Below are 26,163 nucleotides of genomic sequence, written 5' to 3'. Positions count from 1 at the left end.
CGATACCCTAGCGCTCGGGGAGGCAGTGGACTCGCGGCCTGCGATCAGAGATGACCAATGCAAGAGCGGCCATCGCTTCCCCGGCAACCATCGCCGACGTTTCAGCCACCTCCCCCGCATCTTCCCGTCGTCGGATGCCCCCGAGCGGATCTCGGGCTAGCGGCAGCTGCAAGATGCGCCTGCACCGCCGAAGTTCTTCTTGGCGAAGCTCTGCGCGTCGGAGAGATAGCCGAAGCTCCCCAGCAAGCAGAGACCGCTCCCCCGAGCCACCTTCATTTGCTCGAACGACCGTGAATCGATCTCGATCCGATCGTTAGCGCAGAAGACGCTGTATTGAGTGCTTGCGCTCGCGGTCGCGAGTACGGCACAGGAGATTCCGAGCAACGTCAGAGCCCGAGAAAACGGCAGTCGCATCGAGAGACCTCCCCCCTTGTGGAGCGAAAGAGACGCGGCGCGGCCCTGACATCATGGGATCGACGCCACCGCACAGAGAGCAGAGTCATCAGTCTTCGAATTCCCAGAGCAGCTTGGCGATCACCTGGTAATCATCGGCCTCTTCGGTCAGCCCGAGCGCGACTCCGAGACCAAGCTCGAGACCGCCGCCAGGTTGATAACTGATACCTGGAGTGACGAAGCGCTCCTCTTCCTCCTCCGAGAGGTTGAGCTCCAGAGACAGGATGGCCTCTCCCAACGGCGTGTATCCGCCAAGGTTCAGGAACCAGACATTCGGATCCAGGGCACCGTCGTCATCGTCCTCGGACCCCATGATCTCGGGGTCGTCATGGAGCGCGCCAACCAGCGTTGCCGCCTCGCGACGGTCCGGCTGCAGCTCGACACCGACCTGGACGAAGACGAGGCTTGTCGACGCCTCGGCCAAATCCTTGGCGAATATCAGGTAAAGCTCCTGGGAGTCTGCGCGGTTCCCATTCTCCAGGAACACCTGGTCGCCACTGGCGATCTCGTACTCAGCGCCGGCCGCGACATGAAAGCCACTGCCCGCGATGTCGATCATGGCGTACATGAGTCCGAGCTGGAAGTTGCCTTGGCCGGAGCCGGATTCCTCGGCGGAATCGCCGTCAGCGTCGACATAGGCGTCCCACTCGACCTCGAGCTGAAAGGCATCGGTGATCCCGTATTCGATACCGATGGGGACCGACACCACGCTTCCCTCGGGACCTTCGCGATAGCTTGGGAAGCTGGCGATCTGGAGCTCGCCCCGCTCTTGGGGAAACACCAGCTCGGACTTGAAGAGGTCTTCGATCGGCGGGTCCCCGGGATCCGCATCCTCGGTCTCGGCGTCGGCATGCAAGGGCGCCATGAGAAGCCCGGTGGCCAAAGCCGCCGCCGGGAAGATCCTGAACGGTCGTTGATTGATCATCGAGAGAGCAGGCTCCTGGCAGGGGCTCATCAGTGAAGCCGCAATTTATCGCTACCCCCAGCACGGTGAACGCTCATGGCGCTGAGGATTTTGCGGCCATCATATAGGCACCAACAGCCTCTGTGTCGAGCACTCCAGGCTTCTGAGCTTGGCCCAAAAGGACCCTGACTTGTGGGAGCCGATCGATGAGCTAAAGCAGTCAGGGCCCCGCGGAGACGGCGATGAGAGCGGGCGCCGATCATCGATTGGCCCGGCCTCCCGCTGTAGGCTGGACGAGCGCAGCACAGTCCACCAACGCCGGAGCGGGATTCGGTGGACTTCGCTCTTGAGACTGTGAGAGTAATCCAAGCGCACCGCGAAGATCGCAGATTGCTGTAGGTTGGGCCGACGCAGGAGGCCCAACAATCAAAGCGTTAGGCTAGCCGCCTCACAGAGGTCGGGACGGATGTCCGCAAACACGTCGGGGCGTAACACGCGCCTTCACGCCGAGGTCGCCCCCGAAACCGATGGCCTCGGCGATGAGGCGCACAACCGCCTCGGAGCAATGGATGTTGAGGTTGTCCATGACCAGATGCCACGGGGTCGAGTTTAAGGACATCCGGCAGCCATCACTGCCGACCTTCAAATCATCCGGCGTGATCCACGTCAAACCGCGGCGCCTTGGGCCCGAGGACGCCGCAAGCGCATCCAAAGCAAGCTCTATAATTATTTCGGCAATCACTGATAGCCGATAACCTGCCGAAACCGTTGGTCTTACAGCGTATTGATACAGACAGATGTCAGTCTCAGGCCTGTTTGTGAGATCGCTATCGGCCAGACGATCACACGAGAAGCGGAGACATCCTTATGCTGAGCCGATATCGCATGCTATTGACATCCTGTCTGCTGGGATCGCTGAGCGCCGCCGCTTGGAGCGCCGACCCGGGGTTCCTGACCACCCACTTTTCGGGCTCGGCGAACTGCGCCTTCTGCCACAACGGCTTGACCGACAGTCAAGGCAAGGATGTCTCGATCGAGCGGGACTGGAGCGGGACACTCATGGCCAACGCCTCCCGCGACCCGTTCTGGAAAGCAAAGGTTGCGACCGAGCTGGCTCGCAATCCACATCTGGCCGATGTGATCAACAAGAAATGCACCCTGTGCCACGGTCCGATGGGCAACTACGAGGCCGAGTACGACAGGGCCGCCATCCTCGCGCTCGAGCCCGGCGGATTGTTGGACCCGACGAATCCCTATCACGATCCCACGATGGACGGGGTCAGCTGCACCCTGTGTCACCAGATCCAAGATGACCCGACGCTCGGGACACTGGATGGGTTCTCCGGCCACTACTCCATCAACCCGTTCAAGGACGCCTACGGGCAGTACCAAAGCCCCCGCATCAATCCGATGCTGCGCAACAGTGGCTACACGCCGGTAGCCAGCACGCATATTTCCGACTCCGCGGTCTGCTCGACCTGTCACAATCTGTACACGCCCTTCGTGGACGCGCAAGGCGTTGTTCAGCCGACCGAGTTCCCGGAGCAGATGGTCTATACGGAGTGGGAGAATAGCGACTACGCCGCGGGGGCGACCGCCCAGAGCTGTCAGGACTGCCACATGCCCAAGACAAACGGCGTGAAGATCGCGAACCGCCCGCGCAACCTGCCCCGCCGCAACAACTTCTCGCAGCATCACCTGGTCGGTGCCAATGCGGTCATCCTGAACCTGATTGACGAAAACGCAGCCGAGCTGGGCGTGCTGTCGACGACCATCCCCACCAGTGTCGCGCGGTCGCGCGCCATGCTCGAAAGCGCTGCCGCGATCGACGTGGTCTCGACGAGCCTGCTGAACGAGACCCTCAGCATCGATCTAAGGCTGCGCAACCTCTCGGGCCACAAGGTACCCACGAGCTATCCGTCACGGCGGGCCATCCTGCATGTCACGGTGCGCGATGCCCAGGGCCAGATCGTCTTCGAGTCGGGTCGCGTCAACGCCGATGGCTCGGTGGTCGGTGTCGATGCGGACACGAACATCGCAACCTTCGAGCCCCATTACGACCTGATCACATCCGAAGATCAGGTGCAGGTCTACGAGTCGATCATGGGCAACACCGATGACGAGGTGACCTATACACTGCTGCGCGGCTCCCAATACCTGAAAGACAATCGCCTGACGCCGGCCGGATTCGATAAGGCAGTCGTCGCGTCCGACATCGGCGTGTTCGGCAATGCCGCCAGCGATGGCAACTTCAATCGCGGGGAGGACCTGATCACCTATCAGGTGTCGGGAGTCGAGCCAGGCAGCTACCAAGTCAGCGTCGAGCTGGTCTACCAGCCGATCCAGTTCGCCTTCCTCCTCGACCTGCTTCAGGACGTCGGTCTGCCCGAGGTCGCGGATTTCCAACGCATGTACGACGCGACGGCGTCGCGCTCGGATGTCATGGCCACCGCGGCGACCACCGTCACCGTTGGAGGGTAAGGGGCATCGCTAACGACCCCCGACGGGGACTTCGGATCCCGCCTGTCTCCGTCGATCGACGCTCACAGCGTCCGATCCGATCTCCATAGGGAGGTCGGACCGGCCTCCCGCTGTAGGCAGGACGAGCGCAGCGCAGTCCACCAACGCCGGAGCGGGATTCGGTGGACTTCGCTCTTGCTCGTCCACCCTACAGGTCCAACTGACGGTCAAGGCCTGACAGCGCACTGGCCTGGCCCAGGGATGCCTCGCTGTCGACGCTCATCCCGTCTCATTGGTCCGGCTGGTGAGCGATCGTCAGCACGGATCCCGGAGGCGCAGCTGCGGGAAAACGCGCATAGAAACGAGCAGATTGTGACTGTCGGCTCGGTCGCATCAAACTGGCGTCAGTCTCATTGAGCACGCGGCCGGTTGGATCTCGCAGCGTAATGCGCACATGCCCAGGAATCGCGCCTCGCATGGGGATCCGCCGAGAGACGCTTCCGCGCACGCGCAGCTCGCCATCGCGGACCTCGGTGTGAACGAAGCGAACCTTGGCGCGCTTGGAGGAGACCCGCTCCACCTCGACCCCCTCAGCTCCGGCAAGAGCCTGGCCGTGATGAAGCGGCAAGAGTAGGGTCATTGCGGCAAGCAGGATTCTCACTGTGCCTTGCATGATGTTTACCTCCGAGTGGTTGTTTGCGTTTCGTGCTTTCGCTCGCGCGATTCGGAACCGATATCGGCCAGAGGCACTCTTCTGTGGTCCCGCGCTGACGTGGTTTCGTGAGCAGTTTCCGGGGTCTCGACTCACCGAGCCTATCTCCTGGGCCTCTTCACTCGAGCCGGCCATGCTCCAGCACAGGCACGACCCAGTAGTGAATGCCGCTTCCGGGAAAGTCCGCGCGCAGGTCCGCGAGCACCGAGGCCGCAACCGGCGTGGGCAGATGGATGACGAACATCACCCGCCGCGAGCGTCCCGCGACCTGCTCGGCGAGCGTCATGGAGCGCTCCGAGGAGCCGTGTCCGGAGACCGGCGCGCTGGTAAAACCGGGCACGTCGTCCCGCTCGAGCAGCCACTCGGCGACGACGTCCTCGGCGGCCGGAGGGACGATGAGCTGGAGGAGTTGGTTGGGCATGGTCAGTCTTCGGGTGTCAGGTGTCAGGTGTCAGGTGTCAGGTGTCAGGTGTCAGGTGTCAGGTGTCAGGTGTCAGGTGTCAGGTGTCAGTCGTAGGGTGGACCAGCGCAGCGCAGTCCACCAATGCCGCTGCGGGATTCGGCGGACTTCGCTCTCGCTCGTCCAGCCTCCGGGGTGACGACTGCCTCAGCCCTCGCCGAACCGCCGATAGAGGATCGGCAGCAGGATCAGGGTCAGGGCCGTCGCGGACATGAGGCCGCCGATCACGACGATGGCCAGGGGGCGCTGGATCTCGGAGCCTGGGCCTGTGGCGAACAGCAGGGGCACCAGGCCGAAGGCGGCGATGTTGGCGGTCATGAGGACCGGACGCAGGCGGCGCCTGGCGCCCTCGACCACGACCTCCTGGATCGGCCGCCCGAGCACGCGCAGCTGATTGAAGTAGGTCACCATGACCACGCCGTTGAGCACCGCGATGCCGAGCAGGGCGATGAAGCCCACGGATGCGGGTACCGAGAGATACTCGCCGGTCAGGGCCAGACCGAAGACGCCGCCGACGAGCGCGAAGGGGACGTTGGAGAGCACCAAGACCGCCTGGCGCACCGAGCCGAAGGTCGAGAAGAGCACCAGGAAGATGAGCCCCAGCGCGATCGGCACCACCAGGGCGAGCCGTGCGGCGGCGCGCTGCTGGTTCTCGAACTGTCCGCCCCACTCCAGCCAGTAGCCGGTCGGCAGATCCAGCTGCTCCCGCACCGCCTGCCGGGCCTCCTCGACGAAGCCGACCAGGTCGCGTCCGTCGACGTTGGCGATGACCACCGCCATCTGGTTGCCCAGCTCGCGGTTGAGCGCCACCGGGCCCTCGATCCGCTCCATGCGCACCAGGTTGGCGAGCGGCGCGGCGCGCCCGTCGGGCAGGGCGACCTGCAGGCCGGCGAAGCGCGACGGCGAGCGGCGCTGCTCCTCGGGTCCGCGGATGATGAGCGGGCGCCGCTTGCTGTCCAGATAGATGGTGCCGACGCGCAGCCCCTCGACCTGGGCGCGCAGTGCCGCCGCGAGGGCGTCGGCGTCGATGCCGAGCCGGCCGGCCTCGAGCCGGTCGACGACCAGATTGGTGTACTGGGCGCCCTCGTTGCGCGGCGTGTAGACGTCCTGAGAGCCGGCGATGCCCTCCAGCACGCCGACCAGCGACTCGGCGACGCGGTTGAGCCGGTCCTGATCGCCGCCGAAGATCTTGACCGCCAGGTCGCCGCGCACGCCGGTCAGCATCTCCGAGACGCGCATCTCGATCGGCTGGGTGAAGGCGTAGTCGACCCCGGGGAAGCGCTCGAGCACCTGGCGGATGGCATCGATCAGCGCATCCTTGGTCTCGAAGCGCCAGTCCTCGCGCGGCTTGAGCACCAGGAAGCTGTCGGTCTGGTTGAGCCCCATGGGGTCCAGTCCCAGCTCGTCGGAGCCGGTGCGGGCGATGACGCCGGTCACCTCCGGCACGTCCGCCATGATGGCGCGCTGGATGCGCTGGTCGATGGCGATCGACTCGGCCAGGTTGATCGAGGGCAGCTTCTCGAGCTGGACGATGAGATCGCCCTCGTCCATGGTCGGCATGAAGGTCTTGCCGATCTGGGTGTAGAGCACGCCGGCCAGCACCAGCAGGCCGGCCGCCGCGGCGATCACCCAGGCCTGACGGCGCAGCGCCCAGTCGAGCACCGGCATGTAGAGCCGGGTCAGCAGGCGCGGCAGCCAGGGGTCGCTGTGCTTGACCGCGCCGAGCAGAAAGGACGCGAGCACCGGGATCACGGTCAGCGACAGCAGCAGCGAGGCGGCTAGGGCGAAGACGATGGTCAGCGCCACCGGCACGAACAGCTTGCCCTCGAGCCCCTGCAGCGTCAGCAGCGGCAGGAAGACGATGATGATGATCAGAATGCCCGAGGACACCGGGACGGCGACCTCGCGCGCGGCCCGGTAGATGAGGTGCAGGCGCGGCAGCCTTCCGCCCCCGCCGCCGCGCGCGAGCTGGGTGACCACGTTCTCGACCACCACCACGGCGGCGTCGACCAGCATGCCGATGGCGATCGCCAGACCGCCGAGCGACATCAGATTGGCCGAGAGCCCGAACTGACGCATCAGAATGAAGGTCGCCAGCGCCGCCAGCGGGAGGATCAGGGCCACGGTCAGGGCCGCGCGGAGATCGCCGAGAAAGAGCACCAGCAGCACGAGCACCAGCACGGTGGCCTCGATCAGCGCCTTGGAGACGGTGTGCACGGCCTTGTCGACCAGCACGCCGCGGTCGTAGAAGACGTTGATGCGCACAGCCTCCGGCAGGCTCGGGGCCAGCTCGTCGAGCTTGGCCTGCACGCCCTCGACCAGGGTGCGCGCGTTGGCGCCGCGCAGACCCAGCACCAGCCCTTGGACCGCCTCGCCTTTGCCATCCTGGGTCACGGCGCCATAGCGGGTGAGCGCGGAGCGGCGCACCTCGGCGACGTCGGCGACGCGCACCGGCTGGCGGCCGTCGCCGCCGATGACGATGGCGGCCAGGTCGTCGAGCGTCTGGACCGCGCCCTCGCTGCGCACCAGCAGCGACTCCTCGCCGTCGTCCAGCCGGCCCGCGCCGTCGTTGCGGTTGTTCGCCGCGATCGCCGCGCGCAGGTCGTCGAGCTGGATGCCGTGCGCGGCCATGCGGGCGTTGTCCGGCACCACCTCGAAGGTGGTCACATAGCCGCCGAGGGCGTTGACCTCGGCCACGCCGGGCACCGCGCGCAACGCCGGACGGATGATCCAGTCGAGCAGGTCGCGCCGCTCGGCCAGGCTCAGGCCGCCGCCCTCGATGGTGAACATGAACATCTCGCCGAGCGGCGTGGTCAAGGGTGCGACGCCGCCCTCGACCCCCTCGGGCAAGTCGCCCCAGATGGCGCTCAGGCGCTCCGCGACCTGCTGGCGCGCCCAATAGATGTCGGTGCCCTCGGCGAAGTCCACCGTGATATCGGTCAGCGCATACTTGGCGACGGAGCGCAGCATGGTCTGATCCGGGATGCCGAGCATCTCGACCTCGATCAGGCTGGTGATGCGCGAGGCCACCTCCTCCGGCGTCATGCCGGGCGCCTTGACGATGACCTTGACCTGGGTGGTCGAAACGTCGGGGAAGGCGTCGATCGGGGTCTGCTGGAAGGCCTTCCAGCCGCCGCCGATCAGCAGCCCGACCGTCAGCAGCATCAGCAGCCGCTGGGTGAGCGCGAATTGGATCAGGCGTCCCAGCATCATTCGCCTCCCAGCCAGGCCGCCTTGAGCGCGACCACGCCGCTGATGGCGACCTGGTCGTCGGCCGCGAGCGGGCCACGCACCACGACGCTCTGCTCCTCCTCGCCGAGCAGCGTCACCGGCGCGACCGCGAAGCCGCCTTCGCGGGCGATGAAGACATAGGTGGCATCGCCGTCGCGCACCAGCGCGCTCGACGGCAGACGCCAGCCTTGGACGGCCTCGCCGTCGGAGCTGCGCGTGCCGAGCGCGGCCATCAGCTGGACCTCGACGAATTGGCCCGGACGCAGCTGCTCGCTGCCCTCGCGGATCTCGGCGCGTACCAGCACGCCCTGATCTCGGCCGTGGACCATGCGCCCGATGGTGATGATCTTGCCGGCCGTGCCCTGGCGGGTCAGGAAGACGTGATTGCCGATCGAAAGGCCATCGAGCTGACCGACCGGGACATGGATCTCCAGCCACAGCGGATCCAGCTCGGCGATCCGGTAGAGGGGGTCGGCGGCGGCCATCGATTGCCCGGTGCTGACCATCTGCTCGAGCACCACCCCGGCGATGGGCGCATGGATCGGCAGGGTGCTCGACAGCCGACGGGTGCGCGTCAGGTTGGCGATGTCCGCCTCGGCCAGTCCCGCCAGCTCCAGCAGTTGGCGGCGCTGCTCGACCAGGGTCGCCAGCTCGCGCTGCTTGGCCTGGCTCTCGAGCAGCCGGCGCTCGGCGATGACCCCCTCGCGCTGGAGCTTGCGGTCGCGCGCCAGCTGGCTCTCGGCCAGCTCCAGCCGGATCAGTCCCTCGACGTACTGGCTCTGGATGTCGACCAGGTCGGGGCTGCGCAGCTCGGCGATGATTTGCCCTGCCGTGACCTGCTCGCCTTCGGCGACCTTAAGGGTTTCCAAGACCCCGCCCTGGGGTGCGGCGACGACCCTCAGCTGGCGATTGGGGACGGCGACCTCGGCCGGATAGCGGCGTGAGAGCCTGGCGTCGGCAGCGAGTGGCCCGATGAGGTCGATGTCGAAGGCCCGCTGCTGCTCGGCGTCGAGCGCGACCAGATCGGCGGCCGGAGCGGTCAGCGGCAGCAGCAAGACAAAGGCGCCGAGCGTGCGGCGGATGACTCCGAGCTCGGGAATTGGAACCGCAAAGGCGCAAAGGCCGCGAAGAAAGGCAAATGCTTGATTTGCGAGCCCCCAGCAGAGCTGCGATGGAGCACCCCTTCGCGGACAATCGCTTGAAATCCTTTGCGCTCTTTGTGCTCTTTGCGGTTCAACGACGCTTACTCGATTCATTCGGGGACGACTCCTAAGGCTTGATTGAGCTCGGCCAGCGCCCGGCCCTGCTCGAGACGGCGCAGCTCCAGGTCCATGCTCGCCTGGCGCGCGCGCTCCTCGGCCCGCAGCAGAGCGGTCAGGTCGGCCTCGCCGAGATCGAAGGCACGGCGGACCAGGTCCAGGGCCTCGTGCGCGAGGCGGTGGCGGCGCTCGGCGACGGTCAGCGCCTCGGCGGCACCCGTGCGCGTCACCTGCGCCTCGGCGAGCCGCTGCTCGGCCTGGCGTCGCGCGCGCTGGAAGTCGGTCATGCGCTCGGTGTAGGCCCGCTCGGCGGCCGCGATCTCGGGGGCGGATTGGCTAGCGAGCCCGAAGGGCAAGCTGATCTCCATCTGCACGGCATGCTGGGCGTCTAGACCGCGCGCGTCGCGCGTGCGGATGCCGCCGAGGCTGACCACCGGGCTGGCGCGCCGCTCGCTCTGGGCGCGCTTGCGCTCGGCCCTGGCGAGGGCCAGCGCGCTGTCGGCGTCCGCCAACAGCGGGTGGTCGGGCGGTAGCCCGGTCGCTGCGTCCGGCTCGGGCGCGGCTTCGAAGCGCTGATCCGGCAGCGCCGCCTGGCCGGTGATCTGACGGTAGATGGCGAGCGTGCGCGCATGCTCGGCCCTGGCCGCTTGCAGCTCGGCCTCGCGGTCGAGCGCGTCCTGACGCGCCACCAGCAGATCGACCCGCGCCAGCTCGCCGGCCTTGACGCGTTTGGTCACGGTCGCCTCCAGCGCGCGGGCGCTGGCGAGCGCCTGCGCGGCCTGGGTCAGACGGCCTTGGGCGAGCGCGGTGTCCCAGAGGGCCGCGCGCACGCGCCCGGCCATCTCCCAGCGCAGCAGACGCGCCAAGGCGTCGGCCTGGCCACCGAGCGCGGTAGCGACACCCTGACGGGAATCGCGCTGACCCGGCATCCAGAGCGGAAGATCGACCATGGCCTCCCATTCGTAGGCGCCCTGGTCGCGATCGACGCGGTCGCTGAGGTAATTGACGCGCAGCGCCGGGTCCTCGGCGACCAGGCTCCCTGCCTGCCGGCGGACCGCGTCACGCTCGGAGCGGATGGCGTCGACACGCGGCTGTTGGGCGGCCTGCTCGAGCGCCGAGGAGATGGCGCTGCCAAGACTGCCGGCTTGTGCACCGCCAGTGGCGAGCACCAGGAGCGCCAGGGGCAGTGCGGGTTTGAGCCAGCGCCGCGAAGGCGTTGGATGAGGAGGGCTTTTGCTGTCCATGGGGCCATGCTAAAGCCCCAAACTGAAACGAAACTGAATCCGACCGAATCAGTCGGGCTCGTCGCTCGCGCAGCGCCTGCTCAGGGCTCAGACGCCTTCCTCGAGCGGCAGCGCGATCTCGGCCCTGAGCCCACCGAGTCTGGCCGAGCGCGCGAAGCCGATCCGGCCCTGGTAGCCGTCGACAATCTCCTTGACGATGGAGAGCCCCAGCCCATGGCCGCTCACCTCCTCGTCGAGCCGCATGCCGCGTCCCGTGATGTCGGCGATCGCCTCCTCGGAGCAGCCTGGGCCGTCGTCCTCGATACGCAGGATCAGACGTCCCCTGTCGACGCAGAGTCCGCAATAGACCATGGCCACGGCCCACTTGCAGGCGTTGTCGAGCAGATTTCCGAGCAGCTCCAGCATGTCCTCCCGATCCAGGTCGAGTGGCCCCTGGGTGCGGTCGTCCAGCTGGATGTCGATCGACTTAGAGGCGTGGATCTGGGTCAAGAGACGAGCCAAGGTCGGCAGCTCCTCGGCGGCATCGAAACTGACGCCGGCACCGCCCGCGCCGGCGAGCCGGGCACGCTTGAGCTGACGCTCGGCCAGTCGGCGCAGACGCTCGATCTGCTCGAGCAGCGTCTCGCGATGACCAGGGGAGATGTCGAGCGCCGGATCTCGTAGCTGCTGTCGCAGCAGGCTGAGCGGCCCCTTGATCGCATGGGCGAGATTGCCCGTGGCCGTGCGCGAGCGCTCCAGACGCTGATCGAAACGCAGCAGCAGCCGGTTGAGCTTGCGGACCAGGGGCAGGATCTCGGTCGGACCCTCTTCACTGAGAAAGACGGTCTTGCCATGCTCGAGCCGCTCGATGTCGCGGTAGACGGGCTCTAGGCACATGAAGGTGCGGTGAACGACCAGACGCTGGACCAAGAGAATGAGCGCGAGCCCGGCCACGGCCATGATGGCGAACAGGCGCTCGAAGCCCCGAAGCTCGCCGCTCAGCGGGGAGACGTCCTCGGCGACGGCGACCACCAGGTCACGGTCGTCGATGCGGTAGCCTCCCGCCCAGGCAAGCAGCCGTTGACCCGCAGGCCCGGGCACGCGCCAGGTGGTCGTCTCGCCAGCCGCGAGCCGTGGTGGCGCGAGATCTTCGTCCCACAGCGAGCGCGAGCGGATGCGCCCGCCTGCGGCGACCGAAATCACGAAGTAATGACCGGAGTAGGGCTGATCGTAGACGGGCGTCATCCGCCCCGCACCCATCGCCGGGCTGCCGTCCGGTGCGACCGAGAGCGCGCCGACGAGTCCCTCGGCGTCATGCTCCAGCCGCGAGATCACGAAGGCATCCGCCGTGTGGTGCAGGGCCTGATGCCCCAGCCACCAGGCGGCGCCGATGAGCAGCACCAGGCTGATCCCGAGCCCCAGATGCAGCCGTCCCTCGAGCGACTTCATTTGGGGAAGAGATAGCCCTGGCCGCGCTGCGTGAGGATGCGCTCACGGCCGATCTTCTCGCGCAGACGCCGGATATAGACCTCGATGAGATTACTGCCGCGCTCCGCGTCCAGGTCGTAGACGTGCTCCATGAGCTGCGTCTTGGAGAGCAGACGCCCGGGATTGCGCATCAGATGGCGCAGCAGCCGGAACTCGGTGCCGGTGAGCTCGCGCGCGCTGCCGTCGGACAGAATGACCTGCTGCAGCCCTTCGTCGAGACGCAGCCCCCCTGCCTCGATCACCGGGCTCGGGTTACCTGCGGCGCGGCGCGCCAGCGCCTGGATGCGCGCCATCAGCTCCTCGACATAGAAGGGCTTGCCGAGGTAGTCGTCGGCGCCCGCCTTGAGCCCGTCGACCCGCTCGTGCCAGGCATCGCGCGCGGTGAGCACCAGCACAGGCGTGGTGACGCCGCGCGTGCGCCAGTTGCGCAGCACCTCGAGCCCGGACCGGCCGGGAAGGCCGAGATCCAGCACGATGACGTCATAGGGCTCGGTTGTGCCGAGCGACTCGGCGACGCACCCGTCTTGCGCCTGATCGACCGCCAAGCCGGCGGACTTGAGGGCAGGCAGCAGCGCGGCAATCTGTTCGGTGTCGTCTTCAACGAGGAGCAGGCGCATCGGCGTGTCTCACCTTTCCTCTTTATCGATCAAAATACCGGTCGAGGCATCGATCTCGAGCTCATGGAGGTGTCCGGCCGCATCCAAGATCTTGATCTCATAGCGGTAGCCATGATGATTAGGCTCGAGCTCGGCCTCGACGAGGTGCCCCGGCTGAATGCGGGTGGCCACCTCCAGCACTTGGGTCATGGGCAAGATCTTGCCCGACTCACGCAGGCGCTTGACGTCGTCGTGATCGACGCGCACATCGGCATCCAGCCGCGCCGTCGTGAATAGCGCCAGGATTCCGAGCGTCGCGATGAGCAGGGCTTGCGGCATGATCTCACTTGTTCGCTGTCGCCGAGGATCAGGGACGTGCGGGAAACGCTGGTCGAGCGCCTCTCCGACATGCCAAAGGGGCTCGAGGCGGGCAGGGCTCGACCATCTCGCACAAGACGATGGTCGCGAAGAGGATAGCGCCATCTCGGGCAGAGGGCTCATGCGCGACGAAACGCGTGGCCAAGGTCTGCTTCCGATGCAGGAGCACGGGGATTGCCAAGCCTGCTCTCGATCCGACCGGTGCGCTGAGCGCGTCACCAGTCGTCGATGTAACCTAGATGACGAAGCTGAATTCAAGATGAACAGAAAAACGCTGCTAGTCGGCCTCTCGATCGCATCGCTTTACTCCGCCAGCCTCCAGGGCGCCACCGACGATGCGCTTGCAACCATCGGCAAACGACTCTTTTTCGACGGCACGCTCTCCGAGCCGGCCGGTCAATCCTGCGCCAGCTGCCATGCCCCGGCGGCCGGGTGGAGCGGGCCGGATAGCGCGCTGAATGCATCCGGCGCCGTGCACCAAGGCGCCGTCGAAGGACGCTTCGGCAACCGCAGGCCACCGATGGCGGCCTATGCGAGCTTCAGCCCGCCCCTGTATTTCGACGAGCAGGAGGAGCACTTCGTTGGCGGCGCCTTCTGGGACGGCCGGGCGACCGGCTGGATGCTCGGTGATGTCGTCGCGGAACAGGCGCAGGGTCCCCTCCTGAATCCGGTCGAGCACAATCTTCCGGATGCGGCCGAGGTGGCCCGCCGGGTCTGCGAGGGCGAGGTGGGGCCGCAGCTCCGTGCCTATTTCGGCGAGCTGGTTTGCGCGGATCCGGTCGCTGGCTTCAACGCGATCGCTCGGGCGATCGCCGCCTTCGAGCGCTCCGCCGAGATGAATGCCTTTAGCGCCAAGTACGACTACTACCTGAAGGACCCCGAGCGCTATCCCCTCTCGGAGCAAGAAGCACTTGGGCTCGAGCTGTTCGCGCGCGAGGACAAGGGCAACTGCGCCGCTTGTCACCCGCACACCCCTGGAGCGCAGGGTGAGCCGCCAGTGTTCACGGATTTCACCTACGACAACCTCGGCGTCGGACGCAATCCGGCCAATCCCTGGTACGGGCAGGCCAGCCGCAACCCCCAGGGAGACGCTTGGCGAGATCCTGGACTGGGCGGCTTCCTCGATCAGGTGCCGCGCTTCGCCCACCTGGCAGCCGAGAATTTGGGGAAGCACAAGGTGCCGAGTCTACGCAATGTCGACCTCCGCCCCTCGCCGGACTTCGTCAAGTCCTACATGCACAACGGCGCCCACAAGAGCCTCGAGGAAGTCGTCCATTTCTATAACACACGTGATGTGAAGCCCCAGTGCGAGACCCTGACCGACCCTGAGCCGGGGAGCAACTGTTGGCCTGCGCCTGAGGTCGAAGCCAATGTCAATACCGAAGAGCTGGGCGATCTGGGGCTGACGCAAGAAGAAGAGGCGGCGATCCTTGCCTTCATGCGTACGCTCAGTGACGGCTGGGTCCCGCCCGAGACTGTGATCCGCAGCGCAGCGCCTTGATTGCGGTAGACGTGCTCACCCCTGGCAGTCGGCGAGGGCCGACGATCACGCGCCTACTCCGATCCGCCTGACGGCAAGCGATGCCCATCAGACGCATGGCCACGCCTTTGCCGTTGGATCCCCTCGCTGCCTAGGCACTGGGGAAAGGGGAAGGAGTCCCCGCATCGGGAGCTCAGCCCTCGAAGCCACGGAGAGGCTTCCGCGGAAGGTCTTTGGATTGACACGCCTGACCCGCAAGTCACCGAGCATGGCGGAGGCGAGCCTGCTCTGAGCAGAGCGAGCGAACAGATCGACACCGCCATGCGGCCTCGGCTTTCGCCGTCCAATGCCAATGCAATGAAAACGCAATCTTGAGGAGATCCCGACGATGTATGGCTTTTCCATTCAGATCGAGGGCAGTTTCGACCAGGCGGTAGAGCGCGTCACCGAGGCGCTCAAAGGCGAGGGTTTTGGCGTGCTGTCAGACATCGACGTTCAGGCGACGCTCAAGGCTAAGCTGGGCGTGGAGCGCAAGCCTTACCGGATTCTCGGGGCATGCAACCCGCCGCTCGCGAGCCAGGCCTTGGAGACGGATCCGGACATCGGTCTACTGCTACCCTGCAACGTCGTCGTCCGCGAAGACGCGGGCGGCAAGATGACCGTTGCCTTCATGGACCCGCAGGCCGTGCTGCAACTGGTCGAAAAGCCTGGAATCGAGCAGCTCGCCAGCGAAGTGCGCCAGCGCCTGGAGCGGGTCCGGGACGCGCTAGCCAAGGACTGAGGCGCCTGGCTTGGGGGATGCCGACCGTTGCTCGGCCGGCTCTGCCTGGCAACCCCCTCAGTCGCCGCCATGCATAGAGACTCCGTCGCGGCCTTCGTCGGGCATCTCTTGTCGCGGGGCCAAGCGCGCAAGCATGGGATATCGATCGACATCGCCGCCGACGTCCAATAGGGCCAGACGGGCGAAGAGTGATTCGGACAGCCAACCATCATGCACCGCGGCTTTGGCGGTTCGATGGTGCGGCGAGTCGCCGTAAGCGAAGCTCCGCATCGCATTGAGGTCTTCCCACACACTAAAGGTCGCCAAGGACAGCAACGGGTGCTCGCCAAAGCCCTGTGCGTAGGCACAGCCCGGATGCGCCCTCAGAAAGCGCCGCACTCGCGGCACGGCGCGCCAGAAGTCCTTGGCCCGCGCCGGATCGACGCGTGCGCGCGTCAGGACGGCGAAGGGGCGATGCGGATCCTGACGCGCGCCGCTGTAGTCGAGCACTTGCCTGCCGTTCCAGGCCCCGTGCCCGCTCAGGGGCGAAAGCCTGAAGTGGAGCCTCTCGACCGCAGGCTTACTGACCACCCGATAAAGGGTTGTGGCCCGAACGGCCTCGATTTCGGCCGGCTCGCTCAGGAGAGACACCAGGACATAGGTCTTGAGATCCGGCAAGATCGAGAAGCCATCCCTGCCGCCGCAGCCCATCAGCTGCACCGTCCTCGTCCTCAGGCTGCGGCCCTTGAGCAGTCTTTGGAATCCCATGACCACAAAGGCCGCCGGCGCGTAGCTGGCGCGGTAACGAAAGAAGCTGAAGGAAAGCTGCTTCACCTTGCTTCACTCTGAATCCTTCCCCGCGGCATCGCGATTCTCAGGCTGCACAGCATGCGCAGGTCCGGTGGCAGCGAGGAAAAACGGCCGGGCGGCGGGAGCACGACGCCGAAGTACGGCAAGCCGGTTGGACGCAGTTGCGTCGCTCACCGCACCTAGAGCAGCCGGTCCGTCTTGGCCGCCATGATGAAGTCGTTGCGGTGCAGCCCGCGAATCTTGTGCGACCACCAGGTGACGATGACGCTACCCCATTCAGTGACCAGCTTGGGGTGATGCCCCTCGGCCTCGGCGATCTCGCCGACCTGATTGGTGAAGGCCAGCGCCTGGACGAAGTCCGGAAACTCGAAGCGCTTCTCCAGCTGCATGACACCGTCTCGCACCTCGATCGCCCAGTCCGGGATATCCCGGATCAGGGTCTTCAGCTCATCGTCCGTCACCTTGGGGGCATCCGCACGGCAGGCCTCGCACTTCTCCTGGTTTAGCTGGCTCATTACGACATCTCCTTAGAAGACATTGAATACTGGCGAGAGCAGAAGGCTCTCACCGAGGCCGGCAATCCGAGCTCTGCCCTGGGGACAACCGACCCTCCATGTCGACTGCATTGGGTCCAGCCTGCCGCTATTCCAGACCTGCGAAGCCCGTTCGGACAACATCCCCCCCGAAATCCCCATGGCAGCGGCCGATCGGACATGGTGTGCATGGCGTCGATGGTGTCCCAGGCTGTCTCTGATGACATGGACACCGCCTCGGACGCGCGGGAGATCGAGCCATAACGCCCGATGCGCTCTAGGAGACGGATCGAGTTCGCGCCGAGGAAGGCACCCATTGGGGTGTCGATGGAGAGCCGACTGAGCAACTCGGTCGGCTCGGGGTGGAGAGGAAGCATCCTTCTTTGCCGCGCTACATCTGAAAAAAACAGCGGCAAGCATGGCCACAGCGGGCGACATGCAGCCACTGGAGCAACCGCTATGGTTGCGCAGGAAAAGCGGTCGCCAGCAACTTCATTGGTGCCAGACTGACTGGATAGCCAGCTCGAAATCTTCCTACCAGCCTTTCGCGCTCAGGAAATGCGTGACGGCATGAGGGCAGGATGCTCTCCGCCGGTCATTTTTTCCGCCTACGCCCCAGGATCGCCCGCAAGCAGGCTCCTACGGCGCCGTCTTCGTAGGAGCCCGCTTGCGGGCGACGCGCTTGCAGGCGACTGGGACGAGGATCCTAGGAATTCGCCCAAGGTCCGCATCAGGGTGGCGCGCGGCGCGCCACCCTGATGCATGGCATCATGCCCCGAGGCACGCCTCAGCTCAGGGTCACGCAACAATGGATGCACTCCACTTCAGCCTCGCCGATCTCAAGCCGTCCATGGGCCATGCGCTCTCGGTCTTCATGGGCTTCTTCGCCATCATGAACCCGATCGCCAACACCGCCGTCTTTCTGGGACTGACCGCCAGCGACTCGAACGCCGTGCGCAGACGCGTCGCCTTCAAGGCCATCCTCGCCGCCTTCATCCTCGTCGTCGCCTTCGTGCTGCTTGGGAAGCTGATCTTCGGTCTCTTCGGCATCACGCTGCCGGCGTTTCGCGTCACGGGCGGCGTGCTGGTCGCCCTCATCGGCTACCAAATGCTTCACGGCAGCCCGTCGAGCGTGCACCACCCCACTGATTCAGATCGCGCCGACAGCTTGGAGGCGCAGCTCAGCATCGCCATCTCGCCGCTGGCCATTCCTATTTTGGCCGGCCCGGGCACCATCGCGACGGCGATGAATTTCGCATCTGCCGGCACCCTGGGGGAGCTGATCGTCACCATCATCGCCTTCGGTCTGCTCTGCGCGATCACCCTGCTCTTCTTCCTCTTCGGTGAGCGCCTGGTCGGTTTTCTCGGTCAGAGCGGCCTCAATGTCGTCACACGGATCATGGGCCTGATTCTCGCCGTCATCGGCGTACAGATGCTCTTGGACGGACTGGCCGGGGCGGCCAAGGCGCTGCTGCCCTGACCCTGGCGAGATCGCCTGGCCAGACCGCATCGCTAGCCCTGCCGCACGCCCATCTGGCCGGCGCCGATCAGCTCGATGGGATAGCCGTCGGGATCTTCGACGAAGGCGATGATGGTCGAGCCGGCATTCATGGGTCCGGCGTCACGCAAGATCTTGCCGCCCTGAGCCCGAATGCGGTCGGTCGCCTGATAGACGTCGTCGACCTCGATGGCGATATGCCCGTAGCCGCTGCCGAGGTCGTAGCGGTCGACGCCCCAGTTGTAGGTCAGCTCGATCACCGTATGCTCGGACTCGTCGCCATAGCCCAAAAACGCCAGGGTGAACTCGCCCTCGGGGTAGTCCTTCTGGCGAAGCAGCGTCATCCCCAGAACCTGGGTGTAGAAGTCGATGGAGCGCTGCAGATTGCCCGTGCGCAGCATGGTGTGGAGGATTCTCATCAGCTCGTCCTCATCGTGGAAGTGATGTCGAGGCTTGGCGTCAACAGGTTGGGACGCTTTGTCGGCTTTACCGCGCGACGACCCCCAAGAGATTGCGGACGCGCTTCCAAGGGCTCAACACGACAGACGCCCCTTCGCTCCCGCCCGCAAAGAAAAACCCAGTCGAGGATCCGCCATCGAGATTGATGGCGCGATTGACGCGCCAGCCCGTCAGGGCACCCTCGGAGGCCAGTACATCGGCAAGCTCGGCCAAGGTCACTGAGCTGGTCGTCGCGCCCAGCGCCCAGTGTCCGCGCCAGTCCGTTGCGATGAAGGTTCTGCGACTCGGCCTCGCGGTCGAAAGGCCGCGCACGCTGCGCCCGGTCTCGACCAGATAGGGTCCGGTCTGCAGCAGGGCGTTGATGCCGGCGTGGTCCCGAAACTGTCCTCGCCGCATCAAATGAGTGCCGCTGCCATCGCTATAGACCACACCACTGAGCAGCTTTGCCCGCGCGAATCCGTTGGTGCGCTCCGCGTCCGACACCACCAGCCCCAGCGGCTGCCAATCCGGATGGAAGAAGCCGCCGTTGGCACCGGCAACACAGCCTTCGGCGCGAAAGGCCTCATCGAGCGAGGCGTACTTGGGGCTCTCGCCACCGCCGAGATCGATCACCTTGAGGCGGTAGGCTGGCGAGGCGAAAACGGCGAGATGGGCGGTCAACGACTTGCCGTCCGACTGCCTGACGGCGGTGCGCTTGGCATAGAAGAGCTCGCGTCCATCCCCGTCCGGAGTCGACTGCCGTACAGGTTGCCAGACGTCGGCCAGAGCACCGGAGGCCCAGAGCAGCAGGGCGGGCAGTAACAGACTTCGGGAAAGCGCCATATCAAGGGACGGACATGGATTTAGGCGGGGGAATAGCGAGTCCTCAGCGGATCCGGCAGGGGGACTCGGCCGGGCCTCAACGGCAAAAGGCCGGGCTTGCGCCCGGCCGACTCTGCTTCAAGCGCCCTCAGGCTGAAGACGCATCAACTTCGCGACGCGCTCGGCCTTAGGCGGCTTCCTTCGCCTGCTCGGCCTTCGCGGTCTCGTGCTCGATCGCCTGGCCCTGGCCAGCACCGCGGATCTCGATGCGGCGCGGCTTCATGGCTTCAGGCACTTCGCGCACCAGGTCGACGTGAAGCAGCCCATTCTCCAGCTTGGCCTCGACCACCTTCACATAGTCTGCCAGCTGGAACTTACGCTCGAAGCTGCGATTGGCGATACCGCGATACAGGAAGTTACCCTCTGCCTCGGCGCTGCGGCGCTGTCCGGAGACGGTCAGCAGGCTCTCCTTCGCCTCGATATCCAGCTCGTCTTCGGTGAAGCCCGCGACGGCGATGGTGATGCGGTAGCGATTCTCGTCCTGCAGCTCGACATTGTAGGGCGGATAGCCGCCCGGCTCGCTCCGATAAGCGTTCTCCAGTGAATTGGCCAACCGATCGAAGCCGATCATGGAGCGGAACAGCGGTGAGAAGTCGAGAGTTGTCATGACATATCCTCCAAATGAGCAATATGAACAAAGGATTGGCGTTCATTCGAACCGCCAGCGTTACGGCCCCCAGGCGGGCGACCGCTTGCGTTATGTAAAGTAGCGGCCGATTAGCACTCTGTCAAGGGGAGTGCTAACGGAATTTTTCAGAAGGGCCACAGAAAGCGAGTCAAGCCTGCGAGGCGACGGGTCAGAAGGCACTTTGCCCACACCCAGTCAGGCGGCTCAGCGCTCCTCCATCGCGATCGGCGACCGCTGCCAAAGATCGGCGTTATCCCGAAACACTGTGATCATGGACCAGACACCTGCCACCAAGGCCAGCCCCAGGGCCAGCCAAGTCGCGGGCTTGAGAAGCGGCTCGGCCGCCGGCCAGGCCAGTCCGCCGATGGCCGTTCCGGCGGCGATGAGCTGAAAGACCAGCTTGAGCTTGTTGAGCTGCCCGGTGCTGATCACCACCCCGACGCAGGGCGCCAGGCTGCGAAAGCCCTGCACCGCAAACTCGCGCGCCAGCAGCACCAGAACGATCCAGAGCGGCACCCAGTCGGGACGCTCGCAGGCCAGATAGACCAGCAGGACATTGGCGAAGACCTTGTCCGCCAGGGGATCGAGGAAGACGCCCAGAGTGGTGGCACAGTCGAGCCGGCGGGCCAGCCAGCCATCGAAGAAATCCGTCACTGAGGCCGCCAAGAACAAGCCAAGGGCCCACCAGGCCGAGGTGGTGCCGCCCAGGGCGAGCAGCGCCATGATGGGCAGAATAAGGAAGAGTCGCGAGGCGGTCAGGAGATTGGGCAGCGCGGTCATCGCGGGAGCCTCCATCAAGAAGGAAGTACCCCAGCACCTGGGGCGGCGCAAAACCAGGCTCGCCATGATACCGACACATTGACACCCCGGGTCGGGCAAGCGGCAGCGGCCAAGCCCAGCTAGAGTTGCGGTAGGGGTCCGCCCCTGCTCCATCGAGGGCGGAATGGACAGACGCCAACCGGCAGCGAGAGCGACACTCACCCATGACAGACCATCGCGGCACCCCACCGAAGCCCGCGCATCCAACGCAGCGCCAGCAGCCGCTGCCGTGGGAGCATCCCAAGCCGACCGAGGAAGAGGTCGATGCCGCCGCCCGCATTGCGGCCATCACGGGGCACCCGGCCTATCGGGAGCCGGATCACGACGTCGACTTCCTCCACAGGGAAGCAACGCGCGGCGTGCGCCTCCAGCTCGATTACCTCAAGGCAGAGCAAGGCTTGGTGGAGCACCAGGCTCGCCACAGCATCGTCGTCTTCGGCAGCACGCGGCTGCGCGAGCCCGAGACCGCGCGGCGCGAGCTGGCCAACGCGAGACATGCCGCCGCGCAGGCGCCCGACGACCCCGCACTGGCCCGTCAGCTCAGACTGGCCGAGCGGCGCATGGAGCTGGCCAGGTATTACGACGTCGGCCGCGAGCTCGGCCGGCTGGTCGGCATGGCCGGCGGCGGACCGAAAGATTCCAGCCTCATCGTGATGACCGGCGGCGGCCCAGGCGGTATGGAGGCCGCCAATCGCGGGGCCTACGAGGTCGGCGCCCAGACGGCCGGCCTCAATATCACCCTGCCCCGCGAGCAGTATCCCAACCCCTATGTCACGCCCGGCCTCTGTTTCCAGTTCCACTACTTCGCGCTGCGCAAGCTGCACTTCATGAAGCGCGCCGCCGCCATCGTCGCCCTGCCCGGCGGCTTCGGCACGCTCGACGAGCTGTTCGGGGCGCTGACGCTGATGCAGACCCGCAAGGTCCCGCCCATGCCCGTGGTGCTGATCGGCGAGGCCTACTGGCGCAATGTCTTCGACGCCGACTATCTGATGGAAGTCGGCAGCATCGACCCCGAGGATGCCCAACTGTTCTGGTATGCGGAGACCGCCGCCGAGGCCTGGTCCGACATCAAGACCTGGCACCACAGCAACGGCGGCAAGCTCTTCGAGAGTGAGGAGACACCTTGGACCCAGGGGGAAGCCCGATGAAGATCTCTTTTCATGGCGCAGACCGCAACGTGACCGGATCCTGCCATCTCGTGGAGGCCGGCGGCTTGCGCATCTTGGTCGACTGCGGCCTCTTCCAGGGTGGCCGCGAGATCGACGAGGACAACGCGGCGGACTTCGGCTTCGATCCACGCCAGATCGACATCCTCCTCCTGACCCACGCGCACCTCGACCATTGCGGACGCATCCCACTCCTAGCCCAGCGCGGATTCAGCGGCGAGATCATCGCGACCGCCGCAACGCATGAGCTCGCCCGGGTCGTCCTGCTCGACTCCGCCCATCTGCAGGAAGAAGAGGCCAAACGCCACGCGCGCAGGGCCTACCGCCGCGGACGGCCCGCGCCAGAGCCGCTCTACAACACGCTCGACGCCCTCAACGCCATGGATCTCTTCGGGCGCAAGGCGCACTACGGCGAGCCCATCCAGCTCGCCGACGGCGTCAGCGCAACCTTCTACGACGCCGGCCATATCCTGGGCTCTGCCAGCATCCGGCTGGAATACCGGGATAGCGGCAAGTCCAAGGCGATCGTCTTCTCCGGCGACCTCGGCAACAAGGACCGCCCCATCCTGCGCGACCCGCACACACCGCCGCATGCCGAGACCCTGGTGATGGAGACAACCTATGGAGACAGGCTCCACAAGGCCCTCGAGCCCTCGATTCAGGAGCTCTACGACGCCATCAACGCGGCCCTGGCGCGCGGCGGCAACGCCATCATCCCCACCTTCGCCCTGGAGCGCGCGCAGGAGGTGCTCTACTACCTGCGCGAAGGCACCGAGCAAGGCCTATTGCCGAAGCGCCTGCCGGTCTTTCTCGACTCGCCCATGGCCATCTCGGCGACCGAGATCTTCCGCCGCCACCCCGAGTGCTATGACGCCGAGGCCCGCGCCCTCTTCGACCAGGGCACAGATCCCTTCGCGCTGCCCAGCCTGCGCTTCACGCGCGAGAGCAGCGAGTCCATGGCACTCAATCAGCTCGCCGGCGGCGCCGTCATCATGGCCGGCTCCGGCATGTGCACGGGCGGGCGCGTCCGCCACCACCTGCGCCACAACCTCTGGCGGCGCGACTCGGCCATCATCTTCGTCGGCTTCGCGGCACCCGGCACCCTGGCGCGCATCCTCATCGACGGCGCCGAGCGCGTGCGCCTCTTCGGCGACGACATCCCCGTTCAGGCCCATCTGCAGACGATCAACGGGTTCTCGGCCCATGCCGACCGTGACGAGCTCTTGGCATGGCAGCAGGCGATCAAGCCCGAGCGGACCATCCTGGTGCACGGCGAGGAGAAGGCCATGCGCGCCTTCGCCGAGCGATTGGAAGGGACGGAGGTGGTGATGCCGAGGCAGGGTCAGCGCCTGGCGCTATGAGCCACGGCTCCGAGTCGAGGAGGCTCGCTTGCTAGGCCCTGGCGGGTCTCTCGAAAGAGCGCGGCGGTAGATCGACGCCTGCACAGAGGAGAGCGTATGACCTAAAAAGAGCTGCCAGCGTCCTGCCTCCAGCGACCAGCTTTTGCCGATCAATCATTTGGCCGACACTGCGTGCCCGCCCGAGCTCACCCGATGGGTGAGCCTAGATTCGGCAATTGGAACCGCAAAGGCCCGAAGGACACGAATAAAGACAGAGGCTTGCATTGCTGCATCGCTTCACCCTCTGGGTGAGCATGGCTTCGCAGACAAGGTGTTGAGATCCTTTGCGCGCTTTGTGTCCTTTGCGGCTCAACTGCTCCCCTTAGGTTTCAGCGTCAATGTGGCTTTGCGCCACTGACGCGCGCGAGATCGTCGCGATAATCGACGAAGTCCAGCATGTGCGCGCCAAGCCGGGCTGCCAGCTCCTCCGGGTCGAGCGGGGCGTCGGCGTCCTCGTCCCTGTTGTAGGCGAGATCCGGCTCGACCATCTCGACGGTGACATAGCCCAGGATGCCCTCGGCAATCAGGGTCGCGGCCTCGCACTCCCATGTCGGGCGCTCACGGTCCAGTACCGACCGCTGCTCCGGATCGAGCGTACCGGCACGCAGCGCCACCCAGCTATTCACCAGCAGGCGGATGAGGTCGTCTTTGTTGGGATCTTCTGTGCTCATGCGGGGAGACAGCTCTGCGAGGTCGATCTGGACGCGAACAGGGTCCAGGGTGACGCGGTGGATGAGATTCTGAAGGCCGAGTGCGTCCACTCAGACAGGCCTCTGCCTCTTGGGCTGGCGCCCAGCCTAGCAAGAGCCGCCCGATGCGGTTGGCCGCACCCCAGCCTGAGGCGACGAGCCGTCTCAATGCTCCGAGGTCTCCAAAGCCCCCGACCCGGCCCCATGGCGCGCGCGCCGGCGACGCTGCCCAAGCTCGAGCACGGGCGCACCGAAGAAGGCCAGCACCGTCAGGTCTTCTTCGATGTCGAAGAAGGCATGGTCGCATGCGGCATGGACGTACATCAGCGTGCCCTGGGCGACGGGATGCTCCGTCTCACCGATGCGCAAGCGCCCGCGGCCCTCCACCACCAGATAGAGCTCGTCCTCTTCATGGGCGCCCGCCATGTCCTTGGAGCCGACGGGGAGATGATAGATGGAGCAAGAGAGCGATGGCGTGTGCAGGAGCTCCTTGAAGGAGACGCCATCGCGCTCGACCTTGGCGAGCAGCTCGTCGAGCTGAAAGACCTTCCAATCCGCTTCTTGCATGTACAAACCCCAGAAAAACAGTCAGTTGAAGACCATCAGGCTTGCTTCGACAATACCAAGCACCCGCACCGCATGCAACTGAGAAACATTTTCACAAAGAACCTCGACGCGCACCCGCCACCTCGCCGGTCAGCTTGGGGAGCGACGCGGCAGCCCGCGCTGAATCCTGCCCGCGCCAAACTTGTCGCGAATGGCATCCAGCGTCGTGTCCAGGCGCTCGCGCTCCCGCGGCGGCTCAGGCGCAGCGGTCTCGAAGAGGTCCAGCTGTCGCCCGGCATCGGCCCCGTCCCAGCCGCTGATCCCCAGGCCGATGAGACGTACTGGCCTGCCAGCCCAGGGCTCGAAGCGGAAGAGCGTCCAAGCGGCGTCGAAGATCTCGACGTCGCTTGCCGTCGGCGCCTTCAGCGTCTGTGACCTGGTGTGCGTCTCGAAGGGACGAAATCGGATCTTCAGGGTCACGACCCGCCCCTTTCGCCCCTCGTGCCGCGCCCAATAGCCAACCTCCTGAGCCGCCCAGCGCAGGCTGTCCTCGAGCACCCAGCCATGGGTGACGTCTGCGGCAAAGGTCGTCTCCTTGGAGATCGACTTGCGCGTCCGCCTGGGGTCGACATGGTCATCGGCGATCCCGCGCGCCTGCAGATGGACCTGGGTGCCCGCGCGAGCCCCCAGGTGACGCCGAAGCTCCTCCAGCGGCAACCGACGCACGTCTCCGACGGTCTGCAGCCCCAGCCGCGCCAGCTTGGGCGCAGTCTTCGCCCCGACCCCGCGCAGCACGCCGAGCGGCATGGGGTCTAGGAACGACCCGACCTGATCGGCGGCAACCACGGTGAGTCCATCCGGCTTTTGGGCATCCGAGGCCAGCTTCGCGATCAGCCGATTGGGGCCGATCCCCACCGAAGCCCTGAGACCGACGGCCTCCCGAATACGCGCCTTCACCGTCCGTCCGATGACCTCCGGCGGCCCCATGAGCCGCTCCAGCCCGGAGATGTCGACGAAGGCCTCGTCGATGGACACCTTCTCGACCACGGGCGAGATGCCATCGAGCACCGTCAGGATCTGCCGGGAGACGCGCATATAGTGCTCCATGGCCGGGCGGACGTAGACCGTCTCGGGCGGCAGCCGACGGACCGCCTCGGCCATGGGCATGGCCGAATGCACGCCGAAGGCGCGTGCCTCGTAGGAGCAGGTGGCCACCACCCCGCGCTTGCCCGGCTCGGCGCCGACGACGAGCGGCAGACCGCGCCACTCCGGACGGTCGCGCTGCTCGACGGCCGCGTAGAAGGCGTCGAGGTCCACATGCATGACGAGACGCGCGGACATGACCCGAGA

Annotated in this window: 23 protein-coding genes; 6 read left to right on the top strand and 17 right to left on the bottom strand. The window is 65.9% G+C overall.

Annotated features, from left to right (window positions below; genetic code table 11):
• Positions 1-502: 502 nt before the first annotated feature.
• The gene (locus G3446_RS02750; RefSeq protein ID WP_164450869.1) at positions 503-1,378 is read right to left on the bottom strand and encodes a hypothetical protein; all 876 of its coding nucleotides are present in this window, start codon (positions 1,376-1,378) and stop codon (positions 503-505) included.
• 864 nt (positions 1,379-2,242) lie between these two features.
• On the opposite strand from G3446_RS02750, the gene G3446_RS02745 reads away from it, so the two are divergent.
• Positions 2,243-3,838: a hypothetical protein gene (locus G3446_RS02745; RefSeq protein WP_164450868.1), complete on the top strand. Its 1,596-nt coding sequence runs from the start codon at positions 2,243-2,245 to the stop codon at positions 3,836-3,838.
• An 809-nt stretch (positions 3,839-4,647) separates the two neighbouring features.
• Here G3446_RS02745 and G3446_RS02740 read toward each other — a convergent pair.
• The 7 genes from G3446_RS02740 to G3446_RS02710 all read right to left on the bottom strand — a co-directional run bounded on the left by G3446_RS02740 (position 4,648) and on the right by G3446_RS02710 (position 13,125).
• On the bottom strand, positions 4,648-4,950 hold the full coding sequence (locus G3446_RS02740; protein ID WP_164450867.1) for a DUF3240 family protein: 303 nt from the start codon (positions 4,948-4,950) through the stop codon (positions 4,648-4,650).
• A 186-nt stretch (positions 4,951-5,136) separates the two neighbouring features.
• Positions 5,137-8,199 carry an efflux RND transporter permease subunit gene (locus G3446_RS02735; protein ID WP_164450866.1) on the bottom strand — a complete coding sequence of 1,021 codons (3,063 nt, stop codon included), beginning with the start codon at positions 8,197-8,199 and terminating at the stop codon, positions 5,137-5,139.
• On the bottom strand, positions 8,199-9,275 hold the full coding sequence (locus G3446_RS02730; RefSeq protein ID WP_245232262.1) for an efflux RND transporter periplasmic adaptor subunit: 1,077 nt from the start codon (positions 9,273-9,275) through the stop codon (positions 8,199-8,201). Before G3446_RS02730 ends, G3446_RS02735 begins: the two co-directional genes overlap by 1 nt.
• Positions 9,276-9,472: 197 nt before the next feature.
• Positions 9,473-10,723, bottom strand: a complete 1,251-nt coding sequence (locus tag G3446_RS02725) for a TolC family protein (protein WP_164450864.1) — start codon at positions 10,721-10,723, stop codon at positions 9,473-9,475.
• Positions 10,724-10,810: 87 nt separating this feature from the next.
• Complete coding sequence (locus G3446_RS02720) at positions 10,811-12,151, bottom strand: ATP-binding protein (RefSeq protein ID WP_164450863.1); 1,341 nt, start codon at positions 12,149-12,151, stop codon at positions 10,811-10,813.
• Positions 12,148-12,807 (bottom strand): response regulator transcription factor, encoded by a 660-nt coding sequence (locus tag G3446_RS02715; RefSeq protein WP_164450862.1) that lies wholly within the window; start codon positions 12,805-12,807, stop codon positions 12,148-12,150. The genes G3446_RS02720 and G3446_RS02715 overlap by 4 nt, the downstream gene beginning before the upstream one ends.
• A 9-nt stretch (positions 12,808-12,816) precedes the next feature.
• Positions 12,817-13,125, bottom strand: a complete 309-nt coding sequence (locus G3446_RS02710) for a PepSY domain-containing protein (RefSeq protein WP_164450861.1) — start codon at positions 13,123-13,125, stop codon at positions 12,817-12,819.
• A 298-nt stretch (positions 13,126-13,423) separates the two neighbouring features.
• On the opposite strand from G3446_RS02710, the gene G3446_RS02705 reads away from it, so the two are divergent.
• Both G3446_RS02705 and G3446_RS02700 read left to right on the top strand, forming a co-directional pair.
• Complete coding sequence (locus tag G3446_RS02705; RefSeq protein ID WP_164450860.1) at positions 13,424-14,665, top strand: cytochrome-c peroxidase; 1,242 nt, start codon at positions 13,424-13,426, stop codon at positions 14,663-14,665.
• A gap of 367 nt (positions 14,666-15,032) precedes the next feature.
• Positions 15,033-15,425, top strand: a complete 393-nt coding sequence (locus G3446_RS02700; protein WP_164450859.1) for a DUF302 domain-containing protein — start codon at positions 15,033-15,035, stop codon at positions 15,423-15,425.
• A 57-nt stretch (positions 15,426-15,482) separates the two neighbouring features.
• Here G3446_RS02700 and G3446_RS02695 read toward each other — a convergent pair whose 3' ends face one another.
• Together G3446_RS02695 and G3446_RS02690 are read right to left on the bottom strand one after the other, a co-directional pair.
• On the bottom strand, positions 15,483-16,238 hold the full coding sequence (locus tag G3446_RS02695; protein ID WP_164450858.1) for an aminodeoxychorismate lyase: 756 nt from the start codon (positions 16,236-16,238) through the stop codon (positions 15,483-15,485).
• A 155-nt stretch (positions 16,239-16,393) separates the two neighbouring features.
• Complete coding sequence (locus G3446_RS02690) at positions 16,394-16,729, bottom strand: 4a-hydroxytetrahydrobiopterin dehydratase (protein WP_164450857.1); 336 nt, start codon at positions 16,727-16,729, stop codon at positions 16,394-16,396.
• Between the two features lie 826 nt (positions 16,730-17,555).
• Between G3446_RS02690 and G3446_RS02685 the strand changes: the two genes are divergently transcribed.
• Complete coding sequence (locus G3446_RS02685; RefSeq protein WP_164450856.1) at positions 17,556-18,227, top strand: MarC family protein; 672 nt, start codon at positions 17,556-17,558, stop codon at positions 18,225-18,227.
• A gap of 32 nt (positions 18,228-18,259) precedes the next feature.
• On the opposite strand, the gene gloA is transcribed toward G3446_RS02685, so the two are convergent.
• The 4 genes from gloA to pgsA all read right to left on the bottom strand — a co-directional run bounded on the left by gloA (position 18,260) and on the right by pgsA (position 20,973).
• Positions 18,260-18,664: a lactoylglutathione lyase gene (gene gloA / locus G3446_RS02680; RefSeq protein WP_164450855.1), complete on the bottom strand. Its 405-nt coding sequence runs from the start codon at positions 18,662-18,664 to the stop codon at positions 18,260-18,262.
• A gap of 67 nt (positions 18,665-18,731) precedes the next feature.
• Entirely contained in the window at positions 18,732-19,526 is a 795-nt protein-coding gene (locus tag G3446_RS02675; protein ID WP_164450854.1) for a phosphodiester glycosidase family protein, read from the bottom strand.
• Between the two features lie 166 nt (positions 19,527-19,692).
• Positions 19,693-20,172, bottom strand: a complete 480-nt coding sequence (locus tag G3446_RS02670; RefSeq protein ID WP_164450853.1) for an Hsp20 family protein — start codon at positions 20,170-20,172, stop codon at positions 19,693-19,695.
• A 225-nt stretch (positions 20,173-20,397) separates the two neighbouring features.
• Positions 20,398-20,973 carry a CDP-diacylglycerol--glycerol-3-phosphate 3-phosphatidyltransferase gene (pgsA, locus tag G3446_RS02665; RefSeq protein ID WP_164450852.1) on the bottom strand — a complete coding sequence of 192 codons (576 nt, stop codon included), beginning with the start codon at positions 20,971-20,973 and terminating at the stop codon, positions 20,398-20,400.
• 203 nt (positions 20,974-21,176) lie between these two features.
• Between pgsA and G3446_RS02660 the strand changes: the two genes are divergently transcribed.
• A complete protein-coding gene (locus tag G3446_RS02660) occupies positions 21,177-22,160 on the top strand; it encodes an LOG family protein (RefSeq protein WP_164450851.1) in 984 nt (327 codons plus the stop codon).
• Positions 22,157-23,539 (top strand): MBL fold metallo-hydrolase RNA specificity domain-containing protein, encoded by a 1,383-nt coding sequence (locus G3446_RS02655; protein WP_164450850.1) that lies wholly within the window; start codon positions 22,157-22,159, stop codon positions 23,537-23,539. Before G3446_RS02660 ends, G3446_RS02655 begins: the two co-directional genes overlap by 4 nt.
• Before the next feature lie 374 nt (positions 23,540-23,913).
• On the opposite strand, the gene G3446_RS02650 is transcribed toward G3446_RS02655, so the two are convergent.
• From G3446_RS02650 to dinB, 3 genes are all read right to left on the bottom strand, one after another.
• Positions 23,914-24,339, bottom strand: a complete 426-nt coding sequence (locus tag G3446_RS02650; RefSeq protein WP_245232261.1) for a hypothetical protein — start codon at positions 24,337-24,339, stop codon at positions 23,914-23,916.
• A gap of 93 nt (positions 24,340-24,432) precedes the next feature.
• The gene (locus tag G3446_RS02645) at positions 24,433-24,834 is read right to left on the bottom strand and encodes a cupin domain-containing protein (protein WP_164450849.1); all 402 of its coding nucleotides are present in this window, start codon (positions 24,832-24,834) and stop codon (positions 24,433-24,435) included.
• Between the two features lie 129 nt (positions 24,835-24,963).
• Positions 24,964-26,154 (bottom strand): DNA polymerase IV, encoded by a 1,191-nt coding sequence (gene dinB / locus G3446_RS02640; protein WP_245232260.1) that lies wholly within the window; start codon positions 26,152-26,154, stop codon positions 24,964-24,966.
• Between the last annotated feature and the right edge of the window lie 9 nt (positions 26,155-26,163).

The organism is Thiorhodococcus minor (genome assembly GCF_010820565.1).
In the GTDB taxonomy this organism is placed as follows: domain Bacteria; phylum Pseudomonadota; class Gammaproteobacteria; order Chromatiales; family Chromatiaceae; genus Thiorhodococcus; species Thiorhodococcus minor.
Note: the sequence above shows the minus strand (reverse complement) of the source record. Positions and strands in the feature narration are given on the sequence as shown.

Excerpts from the sequence above, each read along its gene's own strand:
- G3446_RS02750 (WP_164450869.1), bottom strand. The coding sequence starts at position 1,378 with ATGATCAATCAACGACCGTTCAGGATCTTCCCGGCGGCGGCTTTGGCC.
- G3446_RS02745 (WP_164450868.1), top strand. The coding sequence starts at position 2,243 with ATGCTATTGACATCCTGTCTGCTGGGATCGCTGAGCGCCGCCGCTTGG.
- G3446_RS02740 (WP_164450867.1), bottom strand. The coding sequence starts at position 4,950 with ATGCCCAACCAACTCCTCCAGCTCATCGTCCCTCCGGCCGCCGAGGAC.
- G3446_RS02735 (WP_164450866.1), bottom strand. The coding sequence starts at position 8,199 with ATGCTGGGACGCCTGATCCAATTCGCGCTCACCCAGCGGCTGCTGATG.
- G3446_RS02725 (WP_164450864.1), bottom strand. The coding sequence starts at position 10,723 with ATGGACAGCAAAAGCCCTCCTCATCCAACGCCTTCGCGGCGCTGGCTC.
- G3446_RS02720 (WP_164450863.1), bottom strand. The coding sequence starts at position 12,151 with ATGAAGTCGCTCGAGGGACGGCTGCATCTGGGGCTCGGGATCAGCCTG.
- G3446_RS02715 (WP_164450862.1), bottom strand. The coding sequence starts at position 12,807 with ATGCGCCTGCTCCTCGTTGAAGACGACACCGAACAGATTGCCGCGCTG.
- G3446_RS02710 (WP_164450861.1), bottom strand. The coding sequence starts at position 13,125 with ATGCCGCAAGCCCTGCTCATCGCGACGCTCGGAATCCTGGCGCTATTC.
- G3446_RS02705 (WP_164450860.1), top strand. The coding sequence starts at position 13,424 with ATGAACAGAAAAACGCTGCTAGTCGGCCTCTCGATCGCATCGCTTTAC.
- G3446_RS02700 (WP_164450859.1), top strand. The coding sequence starts at position 15,033 with ATGTATGGCTTTTCCATTCAGATCGAGGGCAGTTTCGACCAGGCGGTA.
- G3446_RS02690 (WP_164450857.1), bottom strand. The coding sequence starts at position 16,729 with ATGAGCCAGCTAAACCAGGAGAAGTGCGAGGCCTGCCGTGCGGATGCC.
- G3446_RS02685 (WP_164450856.1), top strand. The coding sequence starts at position 17,556 with ATGGATGCACTCCACTTCAGCCTCGCCGATCTCAAGCCGTCCATGGGC.
- gloA (WP_164450855.1), bottom strand. The coding sequence starts at position 18,664 with ATGAGAATCCTCCACACCATGCTGCGCACGGGCAATCTGCAGCGCTCC.
- G3446_RS02675 (WP_164450854.1), bottom strand. The coding sequence starts at position 19,526 with ATGGCGCTTTCCCGAAGTCTGTTACTGCCCGCCCTGCTGCTCTGGGCC.
- G3446_RS02670 (WP_164450853.1), bottom strand. The coding sequence starts at position 20,172 with ATGACAACTCTCGACTTCTCACCGCTGTTCCGCTCCATGATCGGCTTC.
- pgsA (WP_164450852.1), bottom strand. The coding sequence starts at position 20,973 with ATGACCGCGCTGCCCAATCTCCTGACCGCCTCGCGACTCTTCCTTATT.
- G3446_RS02660 (WP_164450851.1), top strand. The coding sequence starts at position 21,177 with ATGACAGACCATCGCGGCACCCCACCGAAGCCCGCGCATCCAACGCAG.
- G3446_RS02655 (WP_164450850.1), top strand. The coding sequence starts at position 22,157 with ATGAAGATCTCTTTTCATGGCGCAGACCGCAACGTGACCGGATCCTGC.
- G3446_RS02645 (WP_164450849.1), bottom strand. The coding sequence starts at position 24,834 with ATGCAAGAAGCGGATTGGAAGGTCTTTCAGCTCGACGAGCTGCTCGCC.
- dinB (WP_245232260.1), bottom strand. The coding sequence starts at position 26,154 with ATGTCCGCGCGTCTCGTCATGCATGTGGACCTCGACGCCTTCTACGCG.